Here is a 26,600-nt window from a genome sequence, read left to right on the forward strand (position 1 = left end):
CGGGCAGATCCATTGGAGATTTCCTTCAAGTTGTAGCGGTTTTCATGAACTGGTGCGCGATGCGCTCCATCGATAGTCTTGGGGTTGTCACTGCAAATTCAGTGACAGGGCGTGGAAGCCCTTCTATCGTTAGGCGCAGCAAGCGCCACCAGCTCGGCGTGTTTTATCGTCTGTGTTTTATGGTGGCTGTGCGCGGGGCGCTTTCGAGTGCGCGGGTGCCTAACGTCCTGGTCTTCCACACCTGCGTACAGCCGCCACCGCATTGTCTAGTGACGGATTAGTCCTGGAAATTTGTGGTGCCTGAGCGGGCCTCTTCGCGGGCAAGCCTCGCTCCCACAGGTTTTGTGTCGTTTGTGAATATTGCGTACGACACAAAACCTGTGGGAGCGAGGCTGATCTGGTCAAGTAATCCCGGGCACCGCCAGGCTATCAATCACATGCACGCTATACCCCGGCACATTCTTCGCGTGATGCTTGGCCTGCGATGCCATTTCCGCCAACTGACTTGCATCGAGTTGTCCGCAAGCCTGTGGATGCAAATGCACCACACCGATGGACAGGGACAACAACGGAAATTCCTGTCTTACGCCTTGCCGGTTGGGGGCGATGAAGCAGCCGGCTTCCAGGTGTTCGCTGCGGTAAAAGCGTCGGCATTGGCTGTGGAAGTCGTCCAGCAGTTGATTCAGGCGTTTGCGCCAGTCTTCCGGGCCGAGGACCAGCAGGAAGTCATCGCCGCCGATATGGCCGACGAAGTCGCGGGACGGGTCGACGCGGTCGTTCAGGCATTGCGCCAGGCACAGTAGGACTTCATCCCCGCGACCGTAGCCGTAGATGTCGTTGAAGGGTTTGAAGCTGTCGATGTCCACGTAGCAGATCACCGATTCCCGTTTCTGTTGCAGCAGCCGTGTCAGGCATTGCTGGATCGGTACGTTGCCCGGTAGCAGGGTCAGCGGGTTGGCGTAGCGGGCTTGCTGGATTTTCAGTTCCGTAATCAATTTGAGCACGTCGATCACTCGGCCCAGCCCCAGATAGCCGCCGTTGAGGGTGATGATGAAGTCTTCTTCGATGCGCTGACGGGCGCGGCTGGTGATGAGGCGGCTGACCTGTTGCAGCGACTGGCTCAGCTCCACGGCGAGGAAGTCGTCGCTCATCAAGCGGCTGATGGGCTTGCGGGCGAACAGGTCGGTGGCAAAGGGTTTGAGCAGGGCGTCCGAGAGCGAATGACGGTGGACGATGCCGCAGGGCTGACCCTGTTCGTCGAGCACCGCCAGGGAGTTCAAATTGGCTTGGCGGCGGAAGGCTTCCAGCACGGTGGCGGTCGGGGTGTCGCTGGTCACCGCCGGTTGGTCGTTGAGCAGGGCGCTGAGGTCACTGACTTCCTCGTTCAGTATCGCGGCGACGCTGTTTGGTTTGGGCATCAAGGTTCGGGCATCGCGGGGCGGATGCTCCTGGGGCCGGCAGAGCAGATAACCCTGGACCAGATCGATGCCCATTTCGGTCAGCACGGCGAGTTCTTCCGGCAATTCGATGCCTTCGGCGATCACTTTTGCCCGCGAAGCTTTCGCGATCTGCAGGATCGAGCCGACGAACTCACGCTTGAGCGCGTCCTGGTGAATGCCATCGATAAAGTGCCGATCGATCTTGACGTAATCCGGCCGCAATTCAGACCAGAGCCGCAAGCTCGAATAACCGGCACCCAGATCATCCAGCGCAATGGAAAAGCCCATCGCCCGATAGTGATGCAGCGCGTTTTGCAGTAACTGGAAGTCGTCGGTCGGGGTCTGTTCGGTGAGTTCGATCACCACCTGGCTCGGTGGTATGCCGAAATCCTGCAGCAGTTGCAGAGTGCGCCCGGGTTGGTGGGCGGCTTCGAGCAGGGATTCCGGGGACACATTGAGGAAGAGTTTGCCGGGCAGTTGCTGTTCATTGAAACGGCGGCAAGCACTTTGACGGCAAGCGATCTCCAGTTCGCTGAGGCGACCGGCCTGGCGGGCTACCGAGAACAGGGCGATGGGGGAGTGCAACGGACTGTTGGAGGGGCCACGGCTGAGGGCTTCGTAGCCGATGATACGTCGTTTGGAGAGGGAAATGATCGGCTGGAACAGGCTGTGCAAACCGCTTTGAGTCAGTATTGAGCTCAAGGCACTCAGCTGTTCGGTCGTGGTCATGGCGTTCTCTGGCGATAAAAAAAGGACTGGGCGTGCTCTCGTTAAAGAGCACGCCCAGTCCTGTATTTCACGACAGAATGATGACTGTTTGATGACGCTCAGGGGAGCGTCAACATTAAATTGCCATCATCTTGCTTGTAACAACTTAGTGCTTGGCAACCGCGGTGTTGAGTTTCAAGTAATCCAGCAGAATCCGCCCGGTCTCGCTCAGATAAGCATCGTCTTCTGGCTTGGTCTTGTCCTGCTCGGCCGCGATGGCATCCTCGTCTTCTTTCTTCAGCTCTTTGAGCGGCTCTTCGCCCTTGGCCTTGCGACGGATGTTTTCCATGGCCAGTTGCTTGGCTTCGATATCGGCGTGTTGTGCACGACGGTCAGCTTCATTGAGGCTGACGGTTTTTTCGCTCATCAACTTCTGCGCCAGGGCCAGTTTGTCGCGGATGAACACGAACTCCGCGTCCTTGGCCGTGCGCACGTCATGCTCGGACTTGAGCTGCGTGATGTACGGCTTGAACGGGTCAAGCGCAGGCTTGATGGCCGCACGGATAGTGTCCCACGGCATGGCTTCCGGCAGGGCGCTTTCGCCGATTTCCTTGGTGTCGATGATCGACGGGTAATCGATGTCCGGCAGCACGCCCTGATGCTGGGTGCTCTGACCGGAAACCCGGTAGAACTTGGCCAGGGTCAGTTTCAGTTCGCCATGGTTCAGCGGCTGAATGGTCTGCACGGTGCCTTTGCCGAAGGTCTGGCCGCCGATAATCAGCGCGCGGTGGTAGTCCTGCATGGCGCCGGCGAAGATCTCCGAAGCCGAGGCGGACAAACGGTTGACCAGCAACGCCATCGGGCCTTTGTAGAATGCGCCCGGATTTTCATCTTCCAGCACATCGACCCGGCCGTCGGCGTTACGCACCAGTACGGTCGGACCTTTGTCGATGAACAGACTGGTCAGCTCGGTGGCTTCCTGCAAGGAACCGCCGCCGTTGTTGCGCAGGTCGATGACCACGCCGTCGACTTTGTCTTTCTGCAGCTCGGTCAGTAGCTTCTTGACGTCGCGAGTGGTGCTCTTGTAGTCCGGATCGCCGGCACGGAAAGCCTTGAAATCCAGGTAGAAGGCCGGGATCTCGATGACGCCGAGCTTGTAGTCCTTGCCATCCTGCTTGAGGTTGAGGACCGACTTCTTCACCGCCTGGTCTTCGAGCTTCACCGCTTCGCGGGTGATTGGCACGATCTTGGTGGTCTGGTCGTTCGGCGCATTGCTGGCCGGGATCACTTCCAGGCGCACCACGGTGCCTTTCGGACCACGAATCAGTTTGACCACTTCGTCCAGGCGCCAGCCGACTACGTCGACCATTTCTTTGTTGCCCTGGGCCACGCCGATGATCTTGTCGGCCGGTGCAACTTGCTTGGTCTTGTCGGCTGGGCCGGCAGGCACCAGGCGCACGACTTTCACTTGATCGTTATCGCTCTGCAACACGGCACCGATGCCCTCGAGGGACAGGCTCATGTTGATGTCGAAGTTTTCCGCGTTATCCGGCGACAGATAGTTGGTGTGCGGGTCGTAGGACATGGCGAAGGTGTTGATGTACGCCTGGAAGATGTCTTCCGGGCGGGTCTGGTCCAGACGCGACAACTGATTCTTGTAACGCTTGGTCAGGGTTTCCTGAATCTGCTTCGACTCTTTGCCGGAGATCTTCATCCGCAGCACTTCGTCCTTGACGCGTTTGCGCCACAGGTCGTCCAGCTCGGCGGTGGTCTTGAGCCAAGGGGCATCCTTGCGATCGACCAGCAAGGTTTCCTTGGCGGTGAAGTCGATCTTGTCGACGCCTTTGTTCAGCTCGGCAAGGGCAAAGTCCAGACGCGCCTTGACGCGGTCCAGGTAGCGCTTGTAGATGGTGAACCCGGCGTTCAGGTCGCCGCTTTTGAGGAAGTCGTCAAACTGGGTTTTCCATTTGTCGAATTCGGCAATATCGCTGGCCATGAAGTAGCTGCGCGATGGATCCAGCAGCTTGATATAGCTGTCGTAGATGATCACGGAGCGTGCATCGTCAAGCGGTGGTTTGCTGTAATGGTGACGCTTGAGCAATTCGACGACGTTCAGACTGGCGATTACTTCGTCACGATCGGGCTGAAGCTTGTCCCAGCTGTTGGCTGCGAACGAATTGCTCGACATCGGCAAAAGACCGAGACCAAGGACAAGAGCGAGGGCGGTGCTGGGGAGCAGATGCTTCATGCTGATTCGACGCGGTGACAATTGATAACGCATATTAGGCCGTCTTTGAAGTCGCCGGATCCACAAGGACCGGTCGCATAATGCAAAAAGCCCGGCGCTACAGCTTCGGGCTCAGTCCAGACTCACTATGGAGGCACTGTGAAAGCATTGCAAGGCGTTGAGGGGCGAGTGGAGTGGGTTGAAGAGCCGAGTCCTACGTGCGATGTAGGACAAGTTCGCATCCGGGTGGCGGCAGCAGGACTCAATCGCGCCGATTTGTTACAGAAGGCGGGGCTATATCCGCCACCGCCGGGGGCCAGTCAAGTACTGGGTCTTGAGTGTTCGGGGGTGATCAGCGAGGTCGGCCCGGGCTCTTCCTGGCAGGTCGGCGATCGGGTTTGCGCCTTGCTGGCCGGGGGCGGGATGGCCGAAGAGGTAGTTGTCGACGGACGGCATGTGTTGCCAGTTCCCGAAGGTTTGTCCCTGGCCGAGGCGGCAGCATTGCCGGAAGTGTATGCGACCGTTTGGCTGAATTTGTTTCAACTGGCTGCGCTCAAACCGGGTGAGAAAGTTCTCCTGCACGCCGGAGCCAGTGGAATCGGTTCAGCTGCCATTCAGCTGTGCAAGGCGTTTGGTAACCCGTGCTGGGTCAGCGTCGGTTCCGCCGAGCGTCTGGCTTACTGCGAAACGTTGGGCGCACAGGGTGGCGTAGTGCGCAATGGCGATCTGGACAGCTTGAATGATCTTGCGCCGTTCGACGTGATCCTCGACCCGGTGGGTGGCAACTATGCGGCGTTGAACCTCAAGCTGCTGGCTCGCGATGGTCGATGGGTGCTGATTGGCTTGATGGGCGGTCGTGAGGCGCAGCTGGATCTGGCGCAGGTATTGGCCAAGCGGGTGCAACTGCTGGGGTCGACCCTGCGCAATCGCGACGAGCAGTTCAAGGCCGATTTGTTCAGTGATCTCAGCCAGCATGTCTGGCCACTGTTTGCCGAAGGGCGTTTGAGCCCGCAACTGGCCAGGACATTTGCGATCAAGGATGCCGAAGCGGCGTTTGCGGAACTGGCGACTAATAAGGTGTCCGGCAAACTGGTATTGGTGATCGACGACAGCCTGGTTTGACACTCACCTGTGGGAGCGTGGCTTGCCCGCGATGAACGATGACGCGGTATGAAAGACACACCGCGTCGCCTGAATCGCGGGCAAGCCCGCTCCCACAGGATTTGGATTACTTCCAGATATGGATCGGCCAACCGGCCTTTTCGGCATGCTCAAGCAGGACCGGATCGGGGTTCACCACATGCGGGAAATCCACCTTCAGCAGCAGCGGCAAATCGTTGCGAGAGTCGGAATAAAAACTCGCGCCTTCCAGATTTTCCTCTTCGGCATCCAGCCATTCCAGCAACCGGGTGATCTTGCCCTCGCGGTAGGTCAACGTGCCAAGGGTATTGCCGCTGTACACCCCGTGCGCCACTTCCAGTTCGATGCCGAGAATCTCGTCGATGCCCAAACGGTCGGCAATCGGCTTGACCAAATGCGTGCCTGAGGCCGAGATCACCAGAATCCGGTCGCCGGCCTTGCGGTGGGCGGCAATGGCTTTGGTGGCGTCGCTGAAGATGATCGGTTCGATAAAATCTTCCACCCAAGGCCCCACCAAGTGCTCGACCTCCTCCGGTGTGCGACCGATCATCGGTTCCAGGCTGAAGTCCATGTACTCTTCCATGCGCAACTTGCCGTGGCTGTAAGCGTCCATCAGTTCGTTGTTCTGACGCATGAACGACTCGGGATCGACCCAGCCCAGGCGGCCCATTTGCTCGCTCCAGAGGGTGGCGCAGTCGCCGTGGATCAGGGTTTCGTCCAGATCAAAAATTGCCAGGGCCATCAGTGCAGTTCTCTCTTCAACATCAGCAGAGTCATCAGGCTACCTCACACAGGGCCGTCGGATCGATGGAAAGCGCCAGGCGCTGACCATCGGGATGCAGGTCGGCCGCCGAACGGTTCAGCACATCCACCACCAATTCCACGCCCCGGGCTTCGACCCGATAGCGAATCACGTTGCCCAACAGGCTGTGGCTGCGAATCTGAGCGTCGAGCTCGCCGTTGAGGCTTAGCTCGATGGCTTCCGGGCGAATGGCGAGGCGATGGGTGATCGGTCGTTGCAACAGTTTCGTCGCGCTGTCGGCGTCCAGCAGGTTGTAGTTGCCGATGAAGCCTGCGGCAAAAACATCGACTGGCGCGGTGTAAAGGGTTTCGGCATCGCCACTCTGTACGATCTTTCCCTCGTTCATCAGGAAGATTCGATCAGACATGGTCAGGGCTTCTTCCTGATCGTGAGTGACAAAGATCGTGGTCAGGCCCAGTTCGCGCTGGATCTGACGGATCTGTTCGCGCAGGTGCTTGCGAATCCGCGCGTCCAACGCCGATAGCGGTTCATCCAGCAACAACAACCGAGGCCGGGTCACCAGCGAGCGGGCCAGGGCGACACGCTGGCATTGGCCACCGGACAATTGATGTGGGTAGCGGGCGGCGAAGTCCTTGAGCTCCACCAGTGCCAGCACTTCGTCGACGCGCTTGTGGCTGTCGTCGGCGTTGACCTTCTGCATGCGCAAGCCGAAGGCGACGTTCTGCTCCACGGTCATGTTCGGGAACAGCGCATAACTCTGGAACACCATGCCGATCCCGCGTTTTTGCGGGCTCAGCGGAACGAGGTCCTGACCTTCCAGCAGGATCTTGCCGCCATCCACCGAGGTCAGGCCGGCGATGCAACGCAGCAGGGTGGACTTGCCGCAACCGGACGGGCCGAGAAGGGTGACGAATTCGCCTTTCTTGATTTCGCAGTTGATGTCGCTGAATACCGTGGTGCCAGACTGCCCTATTTGAGAGTAGCTTTTTTGCAGGTGTTGGACGCTCACATAGCTCATTCGCTTTTGTCCTTGTTCAAGATATTGGCAGCCCAGGTCAGAACCAGCACAAAGAAGAAGTAGGAGATCACCACTGCACTGGTGAAGTGGCCGCTGCTGTTACGCATATTGTTGAGGTAGACCTGCAGAGTTTCGTAGCGGGTGCCGACGAGGATGTTGGCGAACACGAACTCACCGAACAGGAACGAGAACGACAGCAGCAACGCCACCATCAGACCTTTGCGCAGGTTCGGCAGCACCACCAGGAATGCCGCTTGCCAAGTGCTGGCGCCGAGCAGTTGCGCGGCGTCCATCAGGTCGCGCAGGTTGATCGCTTGCAGGTTATTGGTAATCGCCCGGTACATGAACGGCAGCGCCACGGTGAAATAGCAGCCGATCAGAATCCACGGCGTACCGACCATCGCGAACGGCCCCGAACCGTAGAGCTGCAGCAACCCCACCGACGACACCACCGGCGGCACCGCGAAGGGCAGCAGGATCAGAATGTTCATCAATGCGTCGAGTTTCGGGAAGTGGTAATGCACCACGAACAGCAGCGGCAGAATCAGCACCACCGACAGAATCAGCGAGCCGACGCAGACCAGTAACGATTGACCGAATGCGTTGAGAAAGCGCGGATCACTCCACAGCTGGATGTACCACTTGAAGGTAAAACCGCTGGGCATGATCGTCGCGGACCAACTGCTGGAGATCGAGTAGATCAGCGTTCCGATCAGCGGCAACAACAGAATGGCAAACAGCAAATACACCACGACGCGGTGATAGACACCGACAGGCCCCAATTCAGCGCGAGACATGGTAGCTCCTCTTCAACAGCAACTGATGCACGATGGTCACAACGGTCATCAACGCCACCAGCACCACGGCCAAGGCGCTGGCCATGTTCGGGTCGAGGGAAATGTCACCGGAGACCATCGCCGCGATGCGGATCGGCAACACGTTGAAGTTGCCGGTGGTCAGGGCGTAGACCGTGGCATACGCGCCGAGGGCGTTGGCCAGCAGGATTACAAAGGTGCCGAGCAGCGCCGGGGTCAACACCGGCAAACCGATATGCCGCCAGAACTGCCAGCCATTGGCGCCGAGCAATTCGGCGGATTCACGCCAGTCTTCGCGCAAGGCGTCGAAGGCCGGGTAGAGCAGCAGCACGCCCAGGGGAATCTGGAAGTAGGTGTAGAGAATGATCAGCCCGGTTTTCGAGTACAGGTTGAAGTCCTGAATGATCCCGGCTTGTTTGAGCATGATGGTAATGCTGCCGTTGAACCCCAGCAAAATGATGAACGCGAAGGCCAGGGGTACGCCGGAGAAGTTGCTGGTCATGTTGGCGAAGGCGTTGACGAAGTTGCGCAGTTTCGAGTCGACCCGGCGCAGGGAGTAGGCGCCGAGTATGGCGATGATGATGCCGAACACGCTGGACCAGAAACTGATCTCGAGGCTGTACTGGATCGCCTGCAAATAGAACTTTGAGTTGAAGATTTTGCTGAAGTTGGCAAGGCCCCAGCCGAACTCTTCCGATTCCAGGCTGTTGATCATTATCCAGAGCAGCGGGGCGATCTGGAACACGAAGAAGAAAATCGCAAAGGGCACCAGGCACAGAACGGCGAGCCATTTACCGCGGGTCATGGCGTTCACTTGAGCAGCTCCCGGCACACAGGTTTGTCGTGGGGCACGCCCAACAGTTCGCAGACGGTGCCGCAGATTTCGGTTTGTTTCGGTGCGGCGTTTTGGTTGAAGCTGAAGGCATCGCCGAGGACGAACAGTGGCACTTCGCGTTCTTCGGGCAGGAGGCCGTTGTGCGAGCGGTCGTTGTTCATGCCGTGGTCGGCCGTCACCAGCACCTGGTAATCGGCGTCGAGCCAGCCTTGCAGGTAATCGGCAAGGATGATGTCGGCTGAGCGAGCGCTGTTGCGGTACTGCGAGGTGTCGAGGCCGTGCTTGTGCCCGGCGTCGTCGATGTTCATGGGGTGGACCAATAAAAAGTTCGGCGCGTGGCGCAGGCGCAAGTTTTCCGCATCGGCGAACAGGTGCGAGTCCGGGTAGTGGTCGTTCCAGTAGAAGTGACCGTGCTGGATCGGCAGTTTGGGGTCGTCGGTGTGACGATCCCGGGCGGCCACGAATGGCGAACGGTTATACAACTCGCTGACCCAGTGATAGGCCGCGGCCGCGGTTTTCAGGCCTGCGTCGGTGGCGTAATGGTAGATGCTGCGCTGGTTGGACAGGCGCGAGACGTTGTTGTGAACGATACCGCTGACGATCGGCGTAACGCCGGTCAGGATGCATTCGTAAAGTGGTCGGGACAGGGCCGGCAGTTCGCACTCCAACTTGTAGAGTGCCGCGCGTCCTGCGCCAACGTAAGCCTGCAGATGCCCCATGGCGTGGCGCGCGACTTCGTAATTGAGGCCGTCGAGCACGACAAGGATGACGTTGTGCTTCATAGGGCTGGGACTCCGCAAAAACAGTGAATATCGTCAAGCCTGTAGGAGCGAAGCTTGCTCGCGAAGGCGGACTGTCAGCCAACATCAATGTTGAATGTCAGTCCCTCTTCGCGGGCAAGCCTCGCTCCTACAATGAATCTCCATCAGATCCCCGAATGGGGATCTACGGTGTTACGGCATGTTGATGATGACTTCTTCCTGCCACTTCTGCGGCAGCGACTTGGAGGTCTTTTCCCATGCATCGGCGTCTTTGATTGGCGTGACCTTTTTGTACTGCTCATTTGGCAGCAGTTTGGCCTTCACGTCTTCCGGCAGTTTGATGTGCTCGGCGCGGATCGGGCGGGCGTTGCCTTTCGCCAGGTTGATTTGGCCGGCATCGCTGAAGATGTATTCGCGGGTCAGCTTGGCGGCGTTCGGGTTCTTCGCGTATTTGTTGATGATGGTGGTGTAACCGGAAATCACCGAGCCGTCGGATGGAATCAGCACGACGTAGTCATCCGGATTCGCCATCTTGGCCTTGTAACTCAGACCGTTGAAGTCCCAGACCACGCCGACTTCGATTTCACCCTTTTCCATCGTGGCAATCGTCGGGTTGGCCATGGACAGGCGGCCTTGCTTGGCGATGTCAGCGAACAGCAACAGGGCTGGCTGAATGTTTTTCTCGTCACCACCGTTGGCGAGGGCGGCGGCCAGTACGCCGTTGGCAGCTTGTGCGGCGGTGCTTACATCACCGATGGAAACTTTGTACTTGCCAGTCTTGAGGTCGGCCCATTTGGTCGGTGCTTCAGAACCGTGCAGCAGTTTTTTGTTGACGATAAACGCGATGGTGCCGGTGTAGGCCAGCGCCCAGTTACCGTCCTTGTCCTTGGCCCAATCCGGAATCTGTTCCCAAGTAGTTGGCTTATAAGGTTGCACCACGCCCTGCTTGACCGCGATCGGACCGAAGGCGGCACCGACGTCACCGATATCGGCGCTGGCGTTGTCTTTTTCGGCGGCGAACTTGGCGATTTCCTGGGCCGAGCTCATGTCGGTGTCGATGTGTTTCAGGCCATATTTCTTGGCCAGGTCTTCCCAGGTGCCTTTCCAGTTGGCCCAGTCATCGGGCATGCCGACGCTGTTGACTGCGCCTTCCGCTTTCGCAGCGGCTTCCAGGGTTTTCAGATCATCCGCCGCCATGGCGGAGGTGCACAGGGCAATGGTCGAGCCTAACAGTGATGCCAGGAAAAACTGTTTCATCCGAAGCTCCTTTGGGCGTTTTCAACGCTGCGATTGCGGTTGTGTTGGTCTAGGTCAGCAATACCTGAGCCAATTTAGGCGGGTTGGATGACATTTTGATGTCGACGACCGGTCGGCCTGAATTTTCTGCGCTCGGATACGCGGGGTGCGAGATAAGCGTAGACCATCGCTAAAGAGCTGATATGAAAGGGACTTGGCCATAAAATTGCAGGTGTCTGGCGCAACCGTTCGGCGGCTTTGTCATCTGTCAGTCATGTGCAGTGCCTAGGCTTGCAGGCAGTTGAAGGAACCGATTTGAATCACGGTTCCGCCCTGAATCAGTGCTGGTCTAGTCCAGATAGGTAACGTTGATGCGCATCGAGACCACCAAAGCGGTGACAGCCATCGGGCAGGTTCTGCAGGAACAGCTCGACCACGGCCTGTTGGCGCCCGGGAGCAAGTTGCCGGCAGAGCGCAAGCTCAGTGAGTTGTTCGGTACCACGCGGATCACCGTGCGTGAGGCTTTATTGCAGCTGGAGGCCCAGGGCCAGATTTATCGCGAGGAGCGACGCGGCTGGTTCGTGTCACCACCGCGACTGGCTTATAACCTGATGCAGCGCAGCCACTTTCACGCGATGGTCAGTGCCCAAGGGCGGGTGCCGTCCACCGAGGTAATTTCGGCGCGCTTGCAGCCTGCGTCGGCGGCGGTGTGTGCCTGGTTGCAGTTGCCGGCGCTGTCGAGCGTGATCCAGATCTGCCGCTCGCGACGGATTGACGGGAGATTGGTGTTGTATGTGGAGCACTACCTGAACCCGCAGTATTTCCCGGGGATTCTGGACTTCGATCTGAATCAGTCGATGACCGAACTCTATGCCCGGCATTACGACTTGCATTACGGGCGGGTGCGCTTCGAGATTGTGCCGACGGCGTTGTCGGTGGACGCAGCGGCGGCTTTGCGCGTGTCGGTGGGCAGCCCGGGGTTGCGGATTGCCCGGGTCAATTACGATCACCACCAGCGGTTGATCGATTGTGACCTGGAATTTTGGCGACATGATGCGATTCATGTCGGGGTGGATGTGGTTTGAGTTCTATTCCTTGGCGACGTGCACACTCATGCGCGGCGTCGCCAGATCCAGCCCGGCTTCATCCAGATGCCGCTTGAGCGACAGGTTGAACGCCCGGGAAACTTCCCACTGTTTGATCGGCGCAGTCTTGAAGCGTGCGCGAAGAATCGCGTTGCCGGACTCGAAACTTTCTACCCCCTGAATCTCCAGCGGCGACCAGATGTTTCGCCGTTGCAGCGGGTCGGTGCGCATTTTCTGGCCGACTTCGCGCATCAGTTTGATCGCCTCGTCGATGTCCATGTTGGAGGGCACCGCCACCCGGAAGATCGCGTAGCCGAATTCCCGGGAGTAGTTCTTGATACTTTTGATTTCGCTGAACGGAATGGTGTGGACGATGCCGTCGATGTCCCGCAGGCGTACGGTGCGGATGGTCAGGCCTTCGACCGTGCCCAGGTGGCCGCCGACGTCCACGTAGTCGTCGATGGCCAGGGAGTCTTCGATGATGATGAACAGCCCGGTGATCAGGTCAGCCACCAGTGACTGCGCGCCGAAACCGATGGCCAGACCGATTACGCCGGCACCGGCCAGCAACGGCGTGACGTTCATGCCCATGTTCGCCAGGGCGACGATCAGCGCAATGATGAAAATCGCCACGAACAGTACGTTGCGGATCAGCGGCATCATCGTCTGCGCGCGGGCATTGGCCTGGCCTTTGCGCGAGCGGGTGAGGGCGTGATGCACGGCGGTGTCGCTGAGGATCCAGATCAGCCAGGCAAAAATCAGCGTGCCACCGAGGCTGAACAGTTTGACGCTGACTTCATGGCCTTCGCCTTCGGTGAAGCGGATCAGCGACATGCCCCAGACCCGCAGGCCGAGCTCGATGAATGCCAGCCACACCAGCAGATGGGCGAGGGTGTAGAAAAAGCTTTTCAGGCGATCCGAATACAGCGCGTGGCGTTTCACGCTGCGTTGCGGTTTCAGTGAATGGCGGCGCACCAACCCATTGATGACCATGCACAACACCAGCAGCACGGTGCAGATCAGTGATTGACGCAAGGCCGTGCTGGTGTCACCGGCAGAGACGAAGGTGGCGAACAGCGAGATGCCCACCAGCACCAGCGCTGGCAGATACCAAAAGGTGCCGAGGATTTCGATCGTGTCGCTCAAGGCCCGGCGAGTCAGGCGCCGGGACAGCGGTTGGTTGCGGATCAAGTGCGCGATGGGCCGACGGAAACGCAGAACGAAATAACCAGTGGCGATCGCCGCGAGCACATTGGCGAACGTCGCTGCTGTATGGGCCAAGTGACTGCCGAGACTTTCAACCAGACGGGGGTCGCTCAGGGCTTCACCGAAGGCGGCGAAACTGCCGATCAGCCACAACGGGCGGAAAGCCTGATGCCGCAGAATGAACAAGGCGCGGTGGCGATGCGGGCCATCCAGCACGGAAAACGCGATCACGCAGATCGCCGAGAAACAGGTGCCGACCACCAGCGCATAGGCCAGCACCATGGCCAGGCTTTTGCCCAATGACGAAGGCAGGGCGTAGGTCATGTAAACCGTCATGACCAAGGCAATCAACCACGGCCCGAGTTTGCGCAAGGCGAAGCGCAGCATGTCCAGCGCCTTGGGGTGTTGCGGTAATTCTTCGGTCAGGCCAAAGCGCATGCGCACCCGGTGGCCGAGCCAGATCAGGGCGGCGGCCAGCAGGCTCCAGACCATCAGGATCACAGCGAACGCGAAGATGATCGGCAGCCATTCATTGGCCGGCAGCATCAGCGCCGCCAGTTCATCCTTGGCCAGATCGACCTCTTCGGACCAGCGATTGAGAGGGCTATCGGCGCCGGAAAATTGCTTTTCGAAACCGGCCAGGGTGCCGCCGATCAGGCCCAGCACGCCTTCTTCGGTGGTTGGCTGAGCCTTTTGGGTGACGTCGCGCAGTTTTTTCAGGTCCGTCAGTAGCTGGGTGCGCTGCTGATCGTTTTCCAGAGACTTGATGACTTCGTCCAGCGATTGCCCCAGCGGCTCTTGTGCTTGCGGCTGGGTTTTTGCCGAGCCATTGAGCAGCCCCGGCAAACTGACCGCCTGGGCAGGTGCCATCGGCAGCAGTGTCATCAGGCAGACAAGGAACAAACACGGCAGGGCAAAAAGACGAGCGAACACGGTCAACCTCGGATGAACGAATCGGCCGAGTGTACGAGCCCGTCAAAATCAATGCGAGCCAGGCGCGAGGATTTATTCGTTGAGTTTGGCGAGGATCTTGTAGATCACGGTGGCGAGGATCATCAGCATGCCGACCCACATCGCGAACACACCAACGTTCTTGTCGCGAAAGTTGAAGCCGATGGCCAGCATGATCATCCCGGAAAGAATCGGGATCAGCATGGAGTGGAACGAAGACATCGAGATCATGGTGACAGCCTTGTCGGAGAGGGGTATTGCAAGTCTAGGCGGCTTTCGGACGAGCGGAGGTGATGTGTGTAGGAGCTGCCGCAGGCTGCGATCTTTTGATCTTGGCTGCTTCAAATGTGCTGAAAATCAAGATCAAAAGATCGCAGCCTGCGGCAGCTCCTACAGGGGATCGCGTTCACCCTGTAGGAGTTGATCTTTGAGGGCTACGGCAATTCGCGGCAGGCGTAGAACGCGCTCAGCACTTTGACCAGGTGCGCCAGGTCATGGCTGCCGCACAGCTCGCGGATCGAGTGCATCGCGAACGTCGGCAAACCGATGTCCACGGTGCGCACGCCCAGGTGGCTGGCGGTGATCGGGCCGATGGTCGAACCGCAGCCCATGTCGCTGCGCACCACGAAGCTCTGCACCGGTACTTCTTCGGCCATGCACAAATGGCGGAAGAAGCCGGCGGTTTCGCTGTTGGTGGCGTAGCGCTGGTTGCTGTTGACCTTGATCACCGGGCCGGCGTTGAGTTTCGGGCCGTGGTTGGCGTCGTGCTTGTCCGCATAGTTCGGGTGCACGCCGTGGGCGTTATCGGCCGAGACCAGCAGGGATTTCTGAATGGTCCGTACGAATTCATCCCCTTCGGGCAACAGACGGCGCAGGGTTTGCTCAAGCATTGGACCGTCGGCGCCACAGGCCGAGCAGGAGCCGACTTCTTCATGATCGTTGCAGACCAGCACGCAGGTTTCGTCGGTTTCGGTCGTCAGCAAAGCTTGCAGGCCGGCGTAGCACGACAGCAAGTTATCGAGGCGCGCACCCGCAATGAAATCACCATGCAGGCCAATGACCGCAGCGCTTTGGGTGTCGTAGAAGCTCAACTCGTAATCGAGCACCACGTCGGCGTTCAGGCCATGTTCGCGGGCGAGTTGATCGGTGAGCACGGCGCGGAAGTCCACGCGTTCGTCACCGGCGAATTGCGCGAGGATCGGCGGCAGTTCGGTCTGGGCATTGATCGCCCAGCCCATGTTGGCTTCGCGGTTGAGGTGAATGGCCAGGTTCGGAATGATCGCAATCGGTGCCTTGAAGTCGATCAACTGGCTCTCGACCTTGCCATCACGGCGGAACGTCACGCGGCCGGCCAGAGACAGATCGCGGTCGAACCACGGCGCCAGCAGCGCACCGCCATACACTTCGACGCCCAGTTGCCAGAAGCCCTGGCGTTGCAGTTCCGGTTGGGGTTTGACCCGCAGGCACGGGCTATCGGTGTGCGCACCGACCAGGCGGATGCCACCGTGCAGGGGCGAATGACGGCCCATTTTGAACGCGACGATCGAAGAGTCGTTACGGGTGACGTAGTAACGACCATTGGCTTCGGTGGTCCATGGCTCGCGCTCATCGAGGCGCATAAAGCCGGCCGCTTCCAGACGCTGAACAAGGCTGGCGGTGGCATGGAAAGGGGTAGGGGAGGCCTTGAGGAAGTCGATCAGGCCTTGGTTCAACTCTTCGCGCATAAGAAGCTCCAGACAGCAGTGGCGCCAGTTTAGCGTATTGGCCCACGGCATTGCAGACACAATGCCATCCGGTGTGTAACGACTACTGGAAAGTCAGCCGGTGATCAGTTCGCCGCAGAGGAACACTTCGCGACGCTGTTTGCGGCCAACGTGTTCATGTTTGCTCGCGAGGTATACCGGGTTGAATTTTTCCCGCGAGAAGTCGGGTTGCTGTCTGACGTATTCATCCACCAGGCGGTCATAGTCGGCTTCGGTGATGAACTTGTAGATATCCCGGCGATAAAAGAATCCCAACTGGAAACCCAGGGTTTCGCTGGAATGAGCAGTCATGCCGGAAAAGCAGTTTTCAAAATCGATGGCTTTGAGAGGTTTGCGTGTTTCGGGAATCATGATGTTGCCGGCCCAGAAGTCCATGTGCGTGATGTTCTTCAGGGCCAAGGAATGCAGCAATTCGAACGCATCGAGAATGAAGGCTTCGACGTGTTCCGGGTGTTGGCTGAGCCACTGCACGCCGTTGACATGGTCGTCGAGCAGGCGCGTGAGTAAGAAATACTCCAGGGTCAGGCCCATTCGATCACGGGTATAACCGAAGCCTTGCAGCGGGGGCATTTGCACCCCGCGGCGTTGGGCTTCATGGGTATTGATCAGCTCTTCCAGTGGCCAGTCGAATCGGCCATTGCGCTGCGGCTTGCCCAGGGTTACCCGGACTTTGGCCTTGAAGGAGTCCAGCGGCTGGACCTTGGCAAACAGCGGTGTATCGCCGGATACCAGTGGTGCGCTTGCCCGTGAGAGTTTGCGAGCGCGGCGTTTGTTAATCAGCTGTTCAAGCGCACGTTGTGTTTCGACGCAAGGCGGCTCGCTCAAGTGCAGCGTGGTGTTGAACAGGCTGAAAGTGAAGGGGTAGTCGCGTTGAAGTGTCTTACTGCTGAACACAAGGGCGTCCTGCCTGATATCTAAGTGCTGTCATTTCACGATTTTTTACAAAACCATAACAATTTCTTCACGTTATCTTAACGGCGTTTTGTGTTAGCAAATAGCAAATAAAAACGCCCTTCGACGGAAGGGCGTTATGTTTGTCCGGCGTGTTACTCAGAAGGGCGCAGGGCACTCGAATCGCAAGCGTTCGCCGCTTTGCGGGTGAGTAAAACTCAGCATGCTCGCGTGCAGGCACAGACGTGGCCAGGCAGCGAGTGCTTGCTCATGGGCGTAAAGCCCGTCACCCAACAGCGGGTGACCTATCGACAGCATGTGCACGCGCAACTGGTGAGAGCGGCCGGTGATCGGCGTCAGCTCGACGCGGCACCAGTCGCCACAACGCTCCAGCACACGCCAGAAGGTCAAGGCATGCTTGCCGAACTCGTGGTCCACCACGTGGCGTGGCTTGGTCGGCGGGTCGTAGCGCAGGGGCAGATCGATGCTGCCGCTGTCCAGTTCCGGTTGTCCCCAGCACAGGGCGGTGTAGGCCTTTTCGGTTTCGCGGTCGTGAAATTGCCGAGACAGCTCGCGATGAGTGTCCGGGTCACGGGCCAACAGAATGATGCCGGAAGTTTCCCAGTCCAGCCGATGAACAATTCGTGCTTCCGGGTAGCCGTTTTCTTGCAGGCGCGTAATCAGGCAGTCCTTGTTGTCATCAGCCCGGCCAGGGACGGAGAGCAACAGGGTCGGCTTGTCCACCACGAGTACGGCGGCGTCCTGATGGATGATGCGGATGTTGGACAACGGCATTAAAACAGCCTCGTAACAAACGCCAACGGCGGCTCAGGCCCTTCATCGGCCCCTGTAGGAGCTGCCGCAGGCTGCGATCTTTTGATTTTGCTTTTAAACAAGATCAAAAGATCGCAGCCTGCGGCAGCTCCTACAAAAGCCTGGAGGGCCTGAGCCGCCGTGGCTCCCGCCGGATCGACTCAGCGATCTGGCAGGGTGATATTGAGTTCCAGGATCGAGCAGCTGCCCTGGTTTTCCAGAGCGACGTGCACGTCATCGGACCCGATATTGACGTACTTGCGGATCACTTCCACCAGTTCCTTCTGCAAGGCTGGCAGGTAATCCGGCGTACTGCGCTGGCCGCGTTCATGCGCCACGATGATCTGTAGACGCTCTTTCGCTACCGAGGCGGTATTAGGCTTTTTGTTGGCACGAAAGAAGTCAAAAAGGTTCATTACCTACCTCCAAAAAGTCGCTCGAAGAATCCCTTCTTCTCGACATCGAGGAAACGATGGTCCACGGTTTTACCCAGCAGACGATCAACCGCATCGCTGTACGCCTGACCGGCGTCGCTTTGGTCGTCGAGAATTACCGGCACGCCCTGGTTGGAGGCTTTGAGGACGGCTTGCGATTCTGGAATCACGCCTAGCAGGGTTACTGCGAGGATGTCCTTGACGTCTTCGACGCCGAGCATTTCGCCGTTGCTCACGCGTGTTGGGTTGTAGCGAGTCAGCAGCAAGTGTTCCTTGATCGGGTCTTCGCCGTTTTCGGCGCGACGGGATTTGCTGGCCAGCAGGCCCAGCATGCGGTCCGAGTCACGTACGGAGGAGACTTCCGGGTTGGTCACTACAATCGCTTCGTCAGCGAAGTACATGGCCAGGTGGGCGCCTTTCTCGATACCCGCCGGGGAGTCGCAGACCACGAATTCGAAGTCTTCCTTGAGCTGCATCAGGACCTTTTCGACGCCTTCGACAGTCAGCGCGTCTTTGTCGCGGGTCTGACTGGCGGCCAGTACGTAGAGGTTTTCCAGACGCTTGTCTTTGATCAGCGCCTGTTGCAGGTTGGCTTCGCCGTTTACCACGTTGACGAAGTCATACACCACGCGGCGCTCGCAACCCATGATCAGGTCGAGGTTACGCAAGCCGACGTCGAAGTCGACGATAACTGTTTTGTGACCACGCAGAGCGAGGCCGGTACCGATAGCGGCGCTGGTGGTGGTCTTACCCACACCACCCTTGCCGGATGTAACCACGAGAATCTTGGCCAAGGTGTTTTACCCCTAAGGAAAAAGGACGTTTAGCCCCTGAAAAACATCTCTTGAAAAACTACTGCAGTCGGACAGCCTTGGCTGGAATCCGGTTCTGAGCGGCGCTTACCCCCGGTAAACACTGCTTTTAGCCTTTTTCCTACTTCGTTTGAGCCGTTTTCGCTACGTTTTAGAGATGCTTGGAAAATGCGGCAGTATCCGTTAAAGCCGAATGATGTTCAACACGTCGCCCGACAGGCTGACTTGTACGCCCGCGCCCCACAATGGATCACGACGCAAATCCTCGGAAACCTTGTAGTGGCCGGCGATGGAGACCAGTTCAGCGGTCATTTGCTGACAGAAAATCCTGGCTTTCGTGTCACCTTTGACGCCGGCCAAGACACGACCGCGCATCGCGCCGTATACATGGATGTTCCCATCGGCGAGAAGTTCCGCCCCCGGGCTTACCGACGAAATCACCACCAAGTCGCAACCCTGGGCATAAATCTGCTGGCCACCGCGTACTGGCGAAGTGATGATTTTGGTCGGTTTGATGGTCGGTTCCGGTGGTTTTTCCGGTTTTTTTGCAACAGTGCCTTCGTGCGGGTCGAGCGGTCGCTCACGGGCGCCGGACGGCGGCAGCACCGGCAGATCGACCGCGATGGCGGCGGCAATGTCTTCAATGCGGCTGGCACGGATCGCCAGGGTGCGCAGGCCATGCTGGCGGCAGATGCGCATCAACCCAGGCAGATCGACCGAGCCTTCGCTGGCCGGAAGTTTGTCCAGGGCCAGTACCAACGGCGCGTTGCTGAAGAAGTTGGGCGCCTGGGCGACTTTGGCGGCCAGTTGTCGATCAAGATTCTCAAGGTCGTTACGGGCCAGTTCCAGCACCGTAATGGCGAGCATGCTGCCCTTCAACTGGAACACGGGATCTTGGTCTAGCGGTTCGGTTTGGCTCATGGTCGGCATACAACGACTTGTCACTAAAAGTGCCGAGACTTATAACGATAACGCCCGCGGGCCGCAAGCCGGGTCGAACGATGTAGAATGCGCGGCCACTGTCTTGACGGAACCTTTAATGGATCGCCCGCGTTTTCGAACAGCATTTCTTTCTCCACGTTTCTGGCCGCTGTGGTGTGGCTTGGGGCTGTTGTGGCTGATTGTGCAGTTGCCATATCCGGCATTGCTGTCGGTCGGTCGCGTCTTGGGCGCATTAATGTATCGGGTGGCCGGCGACCGACGGCGCATTGCCAAGCGCAATCTTGAGCTGTGTTTCCCTGAAAAGTCCGCTGCCGAACGCAAGCGCCTGCTCAAGGAAAACTTCGCCTCCACCGGCATCGCCTTCTTCGAGATGGCCATGAGCTGGTGGTGGTCGCGCAAGCGTCTGGCGAAACTGGCCCATGTCGAAGGCCTGGAGCATTTGAAGCAGGCCCAACGCGACGGCAAGGGCGTGATTCTGATGGCCGTGCATTTCACTACGCTTGAGATCGGCGCGGCGCTGCTCGGTCAGCAGCACACCATCGATGGGATGTACCGCGAACACAAGAATCCGCTGTTCGACTACATCCAGCGTCGTGGCCGCGAGCGGCACAACCTCGACTCGCTGGCGGTGGAGCGCGACGACGTGCGTGGCATGCTCAAACTGCTGCGGGCAGGCCGGGCGATCTGGTACGCACCGGATCAGGACTATGGCGCCAAGCAAAGTATCTTCGTGCCATTGTTCGGGATTCAGGCGGCGACCGTCACTGCCACCAGCAAGTTCGCGCGGCTGGGCAAGGCGCTGGTGGTGCCGTTCACTCAGCAACGCCTGGCTGACGGCAGTGGTTATCGGTTGGTGATTCATGCGCCGCTCGAGGGCTTTCCCGGCGAGACGGAAGAGGCTGACTGTATTCGGATCAACCAGTGGGTCGAAAGCGCGTTGCGTGAATGTCCGGAGCAATACCTCTGGGCACATCGCCGCTTCAAGAGTCGTCCACCGGGCGAACCGAAGCTGTACGCCAAACGCGGTTGAGTCACCGATCCCTTTAAGCACCATGGAGTGTTGCGATGAGTTCTGCTGAACCGGTTACAGGGTTGATACTTTCCGGCGGCGGGGCTCGAGCGGCTTATCAGGTGGGCGTGCTGGCGGCGATTGCCGAGCTGCTGCCGGTGGGGGCGGCGAATCCGTTTCCGGTGATTGTCGGCACCTCGGCCGGCGCGATCAACGCGGTCAGTCTTGCCAGTGGGGCAATGGACTTTCGCGACGCGATTCAGCGCCTGACCGCTTTCTGGCAAGGTTTTCGCAGCCATCTGGTATTGCGCAGCGACTGGCCGGGGGTGATCCATCAAGCCACCCGGTTTGTCAGTCACAGTTTGCTGGGGATTGGCGCTCAGGTGCCAGTGGCCCTGCTCAACAGCTCGCCGCTGCGCGGTTTACTCCACGACAAACTGCACATGCCCGGGATTGCCGAGGCCATCGCGCAACAGCAATTGAAGGCGGTGGCGGTCACGGCGTTTGGCTATGAGTCCGGTCAGGCCGTCACGTTCTATCAGGGCGGCGGCACCATCGAGTCCTGGTTGCGCCATCGGCGAATCGGCGTGCCGACCCAATTGAGCGTCGAACACTTGCTGGCCAGTTCGGCGATTCCGTTGCTGTTTGCGCCAGTGAAAATCGGCGAAGAATATTTCGGCGACGGCGCGGTACGCCAATCGGCACCGATCAGCCCGGCCCTGCACCTGGGCGCCAGTCGCGTGCTGGTGGTGGGCGTCAGCGGCAACCCGCGCGGGGTCGATCCGCAACAGCCACTGCAACGCGCCTACACCGGTCAGCAGCCGACCTTGGCGCAAATCGGCGGGCACATGCTCAACAGTACGTTCATTGATAGCCTGGAAAGCGACATCGAGTTGCTGCAGCGTCTGAATCAGTTCAGCCATCTGCTGCCCGACGGCACACCGAGTCGTGCATTGGGAGCAGCGCCGGTGGAGGTGCTGGTGATTTCGCCGAGTCAGCCGATTGATGAAATTGCAGCGCGGCACCGGCAGGAATTGCCGGCGGCCTTGCGCCTGTTTTTGCGCGGACCGGGGGCGACCAAGACCAGTGGGGCGGGGGTGTTGAGTTATCTGCTGTTCGAGGCGGGGTATTGCGGCGAATTGATCGATCTGGGGCGGCGCGATGCGTTGGCCAAGCGCGATGAGCTGTGCCGGTTTCTGGGGTTGGTGGAGCCTGCGGTTCCGGCTTGAAATTTGCGGTGCGGCCATCGCGGGCAAGCCACGCTCCCACAGGTTTTGTGTCGTTCGCCAATGATGTGAACAACACAAAACCTGTGGGAGCGTGGCTTGCCCGCGAAGCTTTTACGATTAGAAGTGGAACTTCACCAGGAAGCTCGTGTTGCTTTGATCGGTCTTGAAGGCCTGGCTGTCCTTGATCCCGTACTTGTCTGACCAGTAGTCGTACTCGACGCCGACGTACAACTGCTTCTCGCCGATGTTCAGGGCTTTACCCAAGTCGTATTTGACCTGTGGGTTGAAGTGCAGATTGGCGTGGTAGGTGCCTTTGCTGTTCTTGTCGTTATCGACCACCCAGTCCATGAAACCATCGATCAGGATGTTCGAATCGCCCACGGGAATGGTGTAGGACCAGACCGGGGTGATCTGCCAGACGTTGTCACCCGGGCGGCTGCCCTCGGTGTGACGCTGGTAGAAGTTCAACTGGAAGTAGTCGAACCCGGGAATCGCCAGGTCGAAACCCGGACCGATCAGGTAGGACTCGGTATCGCCCTCACCGAACTCGTACGTCATGGCCAGCAGCACGTCTTTGATCGGGCCGAATTCGATCTTCTGGTCGAGCACTTTGCCCAAGGAAATACGCGGCTGGAACTCACCATAGTAGGTGTTCGGGCCGGCGTTGAAGTCCTTCTCGCCGTTGTAGAAGATCTTGTCGACGAAGAAGAAGTTATCCCCGTATTTCCAGGCATCGGCGTGCTCGAAGGTGACGGTTTGCTGAATGCGCGGGTTGACCTGGAAGTCCTTGCCATAGAGGTAGGTCAGGCTGTTGTTCTGCCATTGCAGCAAGTCGCCGGCCATTGCCTGGCCCCCGGCCAACAAGGATCCCGCGAGCATCAGGCTGGTGCACGTACGTTTCATTCGGTTGCTCCCAAAAAGTAGGTGGTTCCACGTTATTTTTCTAAGGTCGGCGCTCTGGTGTGGCGCCTTTTCTTGCTGCTGTAAAAAATCATCCAGTCGGTCAGCTTTAGTGCTGTTAGCAAGAGCTGAGCCAAGGCTTTCGAAAAGCAAAAAAACGCCCGTTCGGCTGTTCGAAAACAGTCGATTGAGCGTCATTTGGGGATGCCTTGGTACGGTCCAGAGCCGGGGTAAGTTGGCTTTCTGGTCAGGAATTAAATTCGCGCTTTTTTTTAGACCGGACTCGGGCGGGCGCGGAGAATACTCACTCCCGCGCCATGGCTCAAGTGCCCCGCAACAGAGCGTCGGGGACAGGTTTGGGGCACGGTTGTCGGTGGTCAGCCTGGCGTCGCTGAACCACAGTCTTGTCTGGGTACGAATCATCTGTTGCTCCCTCTTTTTTTTATTGTTTGAGGCGCAATGTGGCGAGGGGGCTTGCCCCCGTTCGGCTGCGAAGCAGTCGTAAAATCGGTTACCAGAGTTTGACTGAAGGAATGCGGGGGCCGCTTCGCGACCCAACGGGGGCAAGCCCCCTCGCCACAAAAGCCCGTTTGTCACGGGCTTTTGTGTTGCTTATTGGGTTTGGGCTCCCTGAACAATCCACGCACCGATCAGGTCACGCTCCTGCTGGGTCATCTGGGTGATGTTGCCCAGTGGCATGATCTGGCTGGCAACAGCCTGGGCCTGGATGCGCGGGGCCTGGAGCTTGATCTGCTCGGGGGTATCGAACATCACGCCGGCCGGTGCCGCGCTGAACAGCGGGCTGGTGGGTTTGGCCGAATGGCAGACCGTGCAACGCTCCTGGATCACGTTGTGCACCTTGTCAAAGTCCGGGCCGGCATTTGACGCTTGAGCGGGTGCCGTTTCAGGGGCTGCCGCCGGTGCGGCTTCAGCCGGTTTCTTACCACCGCCAAGGGCGGTTTCCGGCAGCGGCTGGTACTCGATGGTCCCAGGCGCCTTGGCCACTTCAGGTGCCCTGGACATCGGCGCCGGCCCGGTCACGTAGGCCAGGCAGATCATGCCGACCGCCGCGGCGGGCAGGGTCCAGGCAAACTTGTGGCTGTCGTGACGGGTGTTGAAGTAGTGACGCACCAACACCGCCAGCACCGCGATCCCGGCCAGGATCAGCCAGTTGTATTGACTGCCGTAAGTGCTCGGGAAGTGGTTGCTGATCATGATGAACAGCACCGGCAAGGTGAAGTAGTTGTTGTGCCGCGAACGCAGCAAGCCTTTGGCCGGCAGCGCCGGATCCGGCGTGCGGTTTTCGGCAATCGCGGCAACCAGTGCGCGTTGCGCCGGCATGATGATGCGGAACACGTTGCCGACCATGATGGTGCCGATGATCGCGCCGACGTGCAGGTACGCACCACGACCGCTGAACACTTTGCTGAAGCCGTAAGCGGCGCCAATGATCAGCACGAACAGGATGAAGCCTAGCAGGGCAGGGCGTTTGCCCAGGGCCGAGTCGCAGAGGAAGGAGTAGACGAACCAGCCGACGAACAACGAGGCAATGCCCAGTGCGACCCCTTCAGGGCCGGTCAGGCTGCTGCCCGGTGCGAGCAGGTACAGCGTCGGGTTGGAGTAGAACACCACGCAGAGCAGCGCGACCCCCGACAGCCAGGTGAAGTAGGCTTCCCATTTGAACCAGTGCAGGTTGTCCGGCATGGTCGGTGGAGCCAGTTTGTATTTTTCCAGGTGATAGATACCGCCGCCGTGGATCGCCCACAAATCGCCAGCCAAGCCACTTTTCGGGTTGACCCGATTGAGGTTGTTCTCCAGCCAGACGAAATAGAACGATGCGCCGATCCAGGCCACGCCAGTAATCATGTGAACCCAGCGCACGCTCAGGTTCAGCCATTCCAACAGATGTGCTTCCACAGTCTTTACCTCTCGCCTGTCACTCTGTTGTCGAGTGATCAGACCTTCTCTTATTGGTGGGGGGCGAGGATCAAACGCTCATCCTCTTTGAAAAAATGCTCATCGCAGTTATTGCCTGTGCCACTGCGATCAACCACCAGGAAGTCATCCCGCTTTTCGATCGTCAGCACCGGGTGGTGCCAAACGCCGCGATGGTAATTAATGCCCTGCCTGCCGTTGGTGACGAAGGCGCGGACCAAGCCTGATACAGGTTCATCGCCAAGTGGCGCGACCACGATCAGAAAGGGGTTGCCGAGCAGCGGAATGAAAGCCTGGCTGCCCAGCGGGTGACGCTCCAGCATGCAGACGGTCAGCGGCATGTCCTGCGCGTCGGCGCGGAAGATGCTGATGATCGCGTTGTCCTCTGGCGTGGCGGTTTCCACCGTCGCCAGTTTGTGAAAGCGCATGGTCGAACCGTTGTTGATCATGAAGTGATCGCTGCCGTCGGTTTCAATCACGTCACCGAAAGGGGCGAAGGCTTCTTTGGTCAGCGGTTCAATCGTCAATGTGCGCATGCTGGTCTTCTTTTCGTTGAGTTCTGTGTTGTTTGATCTGGCGCTTTCGCGAGCAAGCCCGCTCCCACATTTGAAATGCATTCCCCTGTGGGAGCGGGCTTGCTCGCGAATGGCCTCACCGCTTACTTCGCTACCTTGCCGAGGACCCGCAGGCGGCTCACGCCCCCATCCGGGAACACGTTCAGGCGGATGTGGGTGATCGGGCCCAGTGCCTTGATCTGCTCGGCAAAGGTATGTTCAGCGTGCATTTCCAGCTTCTGGCTTGGCAGCAATTCGCGCCAGAACAGCGATTGGGTTTCGATCTGGCTGTCGGTGCCGCCCTTCACGAATGCACCCTGGATCGAACAGGTGTCCGGGTAGTTGCCTTTGAAGTGCAGCGTGTCGACGATGACTTTCTCGATCTCGCCCGCATGACCCAGCGCGACGATCACCCAGTCATTGCCCGGCGTACGACGACGTGCGGTTTCCCAGCCGTCGCCCATGTTGATGCCACGGCCCGGGTTGAGGATGTTGCTCATGCGGCCGAAGTGTTCGTCGGAGCAGGCCAGCGCACGACCACCGTTCAGAGCCGCAGCCAGATCGACTTGTTCGTTGTCGCCGACGGCCGACCAGTCGCGGAACGGAATGCCGTACACACGCAGACGGGCCACGCCGCCATCCGGGTAGATGTTGAAGCGCAGATGGCTGAAGGCCTGGTCGTTGTTGATTTCGTGGTAGTGGTGGCTGTTGCCTTGCAGCTCGACGGCCGACAGCACTTCAGTCCACTGGGTGTTTTCGTCGGGCTCGCCCGAGGCCAGGAAGCAGGCTTCCAGGGACGCCGACGGCGGGAAGTTGCCGGTGAAGAATGAAGTGTCGATGTCCACGCCTTTGATCGAGCCCGGTACGCCCAGGCGGATCACGGCGCTGTCGTAGCCTTCGAAGCGCTTGCGGCGCGACTCCCAGCCGTCCATCCACTTGCCGTTGTCATCGAACACGCCCTCCTTCCACACGGCCGGGGTCGGTTGGAACAGACGGTTGGCGTCTGCGAACCAGTCATCGGTGACCGAGATGATTTTGGTGCCCAGGCGGGCGTCGGCCAGGTTGACGAACTTCTCGAAAGGTACGGCGTAAGCTTTCATTCTTCTTGTCTGCCTTTAATAAGTTGGCTTGGGA

Annotated in this window: 24 protein-coding genes; 4 read left to right on the top strand and 20 right to left on the bottom strand. The window is 58.9% G+C overall.

Annotated features, from left to right (window positions below):
• Window positions 1-401 precede the first annotated feature (401 nt).
• Window positions 402-2,168 carry a bifunctional diguanylate cyclase/phosphodiesterase gene (locus tag TU81_RS08060; protein ID WP_048394378.1) on the bottom strand — a complete coding sequence of 589 codons (1,767 nt, stop codon included), beginning with the start codon at window positions 2,166-2,168 and terminating at the stop codon, window positions 402-404.
• A 145-nt stretch (window positions 2,169-2,313) separates the two neighbouring features.
• Window positions 2,314-4,395, bottom strand: coding sequence for a carboxy terminal-processing peptidase (locus TU81_RS08065; protein WP_162232620.1), 2,082 nt, complete (start codon window positions 4,393-4,395; stop codon window positions 2,314-2,316).
• A gap of 138 nt (window positions 4,396-4,533) precedes the next feature.
• Between TU81_RS08065 and TU81_RS08070 the strand changes: the two genes are divergently transcribed.
• The gene (locus TU81_RS08070; RefSeq protein ID WP_048394382.1) at window positions 4,534-5,496 is read left to right on the top strand and encodes a zinc-binding dehydrogenase; all 963 of its coding nucleotides are present in this window, start codon (window positions 4,534-4,536) and stop codon (window positions 5,494-5,496) included.
• 106 nt (window positions 5,497-5,602) lie between these two features.
• Here TU81_RS08070 and TU81_RS08075 read toward each other — a convergent pair whose 3' ends face one another.
• The 6 genes from TU81_RS08075 to TU81_RS08100 all read right to left on the bottom strand — a co-directional run bounded on the left by TU81_RS08075 (window position 5,603) and on the right by TU81_RS08100 (window position 10,963).
• Window positions 5,603-6,256 carry an HAD family hydrolase gene (locus tag TU81_RS08075; RefSeq protein WP_048394384.1) on the bottom strand — a complete coding sequence of 218 codons (654 nt, stop codon included), beginning with the start codon at window positions 6,254-6,256 and terminating at the stop codon, window positions 5,603-5,605.
• 34 nt (window positions 6,257-6,290) lie between these two features.
• Window positions 6,291-7,295, bottom strand: a complete 1,005-nt coding sequence (locus TU81_RS08080) for an ABC transporter ATP-binding protein (RefSeq protein ID WP_048394386.1) — start codon at window positions 7,293-7,295, stop codon at window positions 6,291-6,293.
• Entirely contained in the window at window positions 7,292-8,092 is an 801-nt protein-coding gene (locus tag TU81_RS08085; protein WP_030131666.1) for an ABC transporter permease, read from the bottom strand. Before TU81_RS08085 ends, TU81_RS08080 begins: the two co-directional genes overlap by 4 nt.
• Window positions 8,079-8,915 carry an ABC transporter permease gene (locus tag TU81_RS08090; RefSeq protein WP_162232622.1) on the bottom strand — a complete coding sequence of 279 codons (837 nt, stop codon included), beginning with the start codon at window positions 8,913-8,915 and terminating at the stop codon, window positions 8,079-8,081. Before TU81_RS08090 ends, TU81_RS08085 begins: the two co-directional genes overlap by 14 nt.
• Before the next feature lie 5 nt (window positions 8,916-8,920).
• On the bottom strand, window positions 8,921-9,727 hold the full coding sequence (locus tag TU81_RS08095) for an alkaline phosphatase family protein (protein ID WP_048394389.1): 807 nt from the start codon (window positions 9,725-9,727) through the stop codon (window positions 8,921-8,923).
• 171 nt (window positions 9,728-9,898) lie between these two features.
• On the bottom strand, window positions 9,899-10,963 hold the full coding sequence (locus TU81_RS08100; protein WP_038979758.1) for an ABC transporter substrate-binding protein: 1,065 nt from the start codon (window positions 10,961-10,963) through the stop codon (window positions 9,899-9,901).
• A gap of 350 nt (window positions 10,964-11,313) precedes the next feature.
• On the opposite strand from TU81_RS08100, the gene TU81_RS08105 reads away from it, so the two are divergent.
• Entirely contained in the window at window positions 11,314-12,027 is a 714-nt protein-coding gene (locus tag TU81_RS08105) for a UTRA domain-containing protein (protein WP_048394391.1), read from the top strand.
• Window positions 12,028-12,030: 3 nt separating this feature from the next.
• Here the strand turns inward: TU81_RS08105 and TU81_RS08110 are convergent, their stop codons facing one another.
• From TU81_RS08110 to minC, 8 genes are all read right to left on the bottom strand, one after another.
• Window positions 12,031-14,166 (bottom strand): mechanosensitive ion channel family protein, encoded by a 2,136-nt coding sequence (locus tag TU81_RS08110; RefSeq protein ID WP_048394393.1) that lies wholly within the window; start codon window positions 14,164-14,166, stop codon window positions 12,031-12,033.
• 72 nt (window positions 14,167-14,238) lie between these two features.
• The gene (locus tag TU81_RS30480; RefSeq protein ID WP_167344810.1) at window positions 14,239-14,415 is read right to left on the bottom strand and encodes a hypothetical protein; all 177 of its coding nucleotides are present in this window, start codon (window positions 14,413-14,415) and stop codon (window positions 14,239-14,241) included.
• A 203-nt stretch (window positions 14,416-14,618) separates the two neighbouring features.
• Window positions 14,619-15,908 carry a M18 family aminopeptidase gene (locus TU81_RS08115; RefSeq protein WP_007898846.1) on the bottom strand — a complete coding sequence of 430 codons (1,290 nt, stop codon included), beginning with the start codon at window positions 15,906-15,908 and terminating at the stop codon, window positions 14,619-14,621.
• Window positions 15,909-16,001: 93 nt separating this feature from the next.
• Entirely contained in the window at window positions 16,002-16,841 is an 840-nt protein-coding gene (locus tag TU81_RS08120) for a protein kinase family protein (protein WP_048394395.1), read from the bottom strand.
• Window positions 16,842-16,997: 156 nt separating this feature from the next.
• The gene (locus TU81_RS08125) at window positions 16,998-17,633 is read right to left on the bottom strand and encodes an RluA family pseudouridine synthase (protein ID WP_028941050.1); all 636 of its coding nucleotides are present in this window, start codon (window positions 17,631-17,633) and stop codon (window positions 16,998-17,000) included.
• 179 nt (window positions 17,634-17,812) lie between these two features.
• Window positions 17,813-18,067: a cell division topological specificity factor MinE gene (gene minE / locus TU81_RS08130; protein WP_048394400.1), complete on the bottom strand. Its 255-nt coding sequence runs from the start codon at window positions 18,065-18,067 to the stop codon at window positions 17,813-17,815.
• On the bottom strand, window positions 18,067-18,879 hold the full coding sequence (gene minD / locus TU81_RS08135; protein ID WP_038979761.1) for a septum site-determining protein MinD: 813 nt from the start codon (window positions 18,877-18,879) through the stop codon (window positions 18,067-18,069). Before minD ends, minE begins: the two co-directional genes overlap by 1 nt.
• Before the next feature lie 201 nt (window positions 18,880-19,080).
• Window positions 19,081-19,818: a septum site-determining protein MinC gene (gene minC / locus TU81_RS08140; RefSeq protein WP_038980241.1), complete on the bottom strand. Its 738-nt coding sequence runs from the start codon at window positions 19,816-19,818 to the stop codon at window positions 19,081-19,083.
• A gap of 118 nt (window positions 19,819-19,936) precedes the next feature.
• On the opposite strand from minC, the gene TU81_RS08145 reads away from it, so the two are divergent.
• Window positions 19,937-20,869 carry a lipid A biosynthesis lauroyl acyltransferase gene (locus TU81_RS08145; protein WP_038979762.1) on the top strand — a complete coding sequence of 311 codons (933 nt, stop codon included), beginning with the start codon at window positions 19,937-19,939 and terminating at the stop codon, window positions 20,867-20,869.
• Window positions 20,870-20,904: 35 nt separating this feature from the next.
• Window positions 20,905-22,077 (top strand): patatin-like phospholipase family protein, encoded by a 1,173-nt coding sequence (locus TU81_RS08150; RefSeq protein WP_048394402.1) that lies wholly within the window; start codon window positions 20,905-20,907, stop codon window positions 22,075-22,077.
• A 117-nt stretch (window positions 22,078-22,194) separates the two neighbouring features.
• Here the strand turns inward: TU81_RS08150 and TU81_RS08155 are convergent, their stop codons facing one another.
• The 4 genes from TU81_RS08155 to alc all read right to left on the bottom strand — a co-directional run bounded on the left by TU81_RS08155 (window position 22,195) and on the right by alc (window position 26,566).
• Entirely contained in the window at window positions 22,195-22,980 is a 786-nt protein-coding gene (locus tag TU81_RS08155; RefSeq protein ID WP_038979764.1) for an outer membrane protein OmpK, read from the bottom strand.
• 609 nt (window positions 22,981-23,589) lie between these two features.
• Entirely contained in the window at window positions 23,590-24,894 is a 1,305-nt protein-coding gene (locus TU81_RS08160; protein ID WP_038979765.1) for a urate hydroxylase PuuD, read from the bottom strand.
• A gap of 50 nt (window positions 24,895-24,944) precedes the next feature.
• Entirely contained in the window at window positions 24,945-25,448 is a 504-nt protein-coding gene (locus TU81_RS08165; RefSeq protein WP_008005655.1) for an ureidoglycolate lyase, read from the bottom strand.
• 122 nt (window positions 25,449-25,570) lie between these two features.
• The gene (alc, locus tag TU81_RS08170) at window positions 25,571-26,566 is read right to left on the bottom strand and encodes an allantoicase (RefSeq protein ID WP_030131652.1); all 996 of its coding nucleotides are present in this window, start codon (window positions 26,564-26,566) and stop codon (window positions 25,571-25,573) included.
• Window positions 26,567-26,600 lie beyond the last annotated feature (34 nt).

Origin of the sequence: Pseudomonas lini, assembly GCF_001042905.1 — a bacterium.
Lineage (GTDB): Bacteria > Pseudomonadota > Gammaproteobacteria > Pseudomonadales > Pseudomonadaceae > Aquipseudomonas > Aquipseudomonas lini.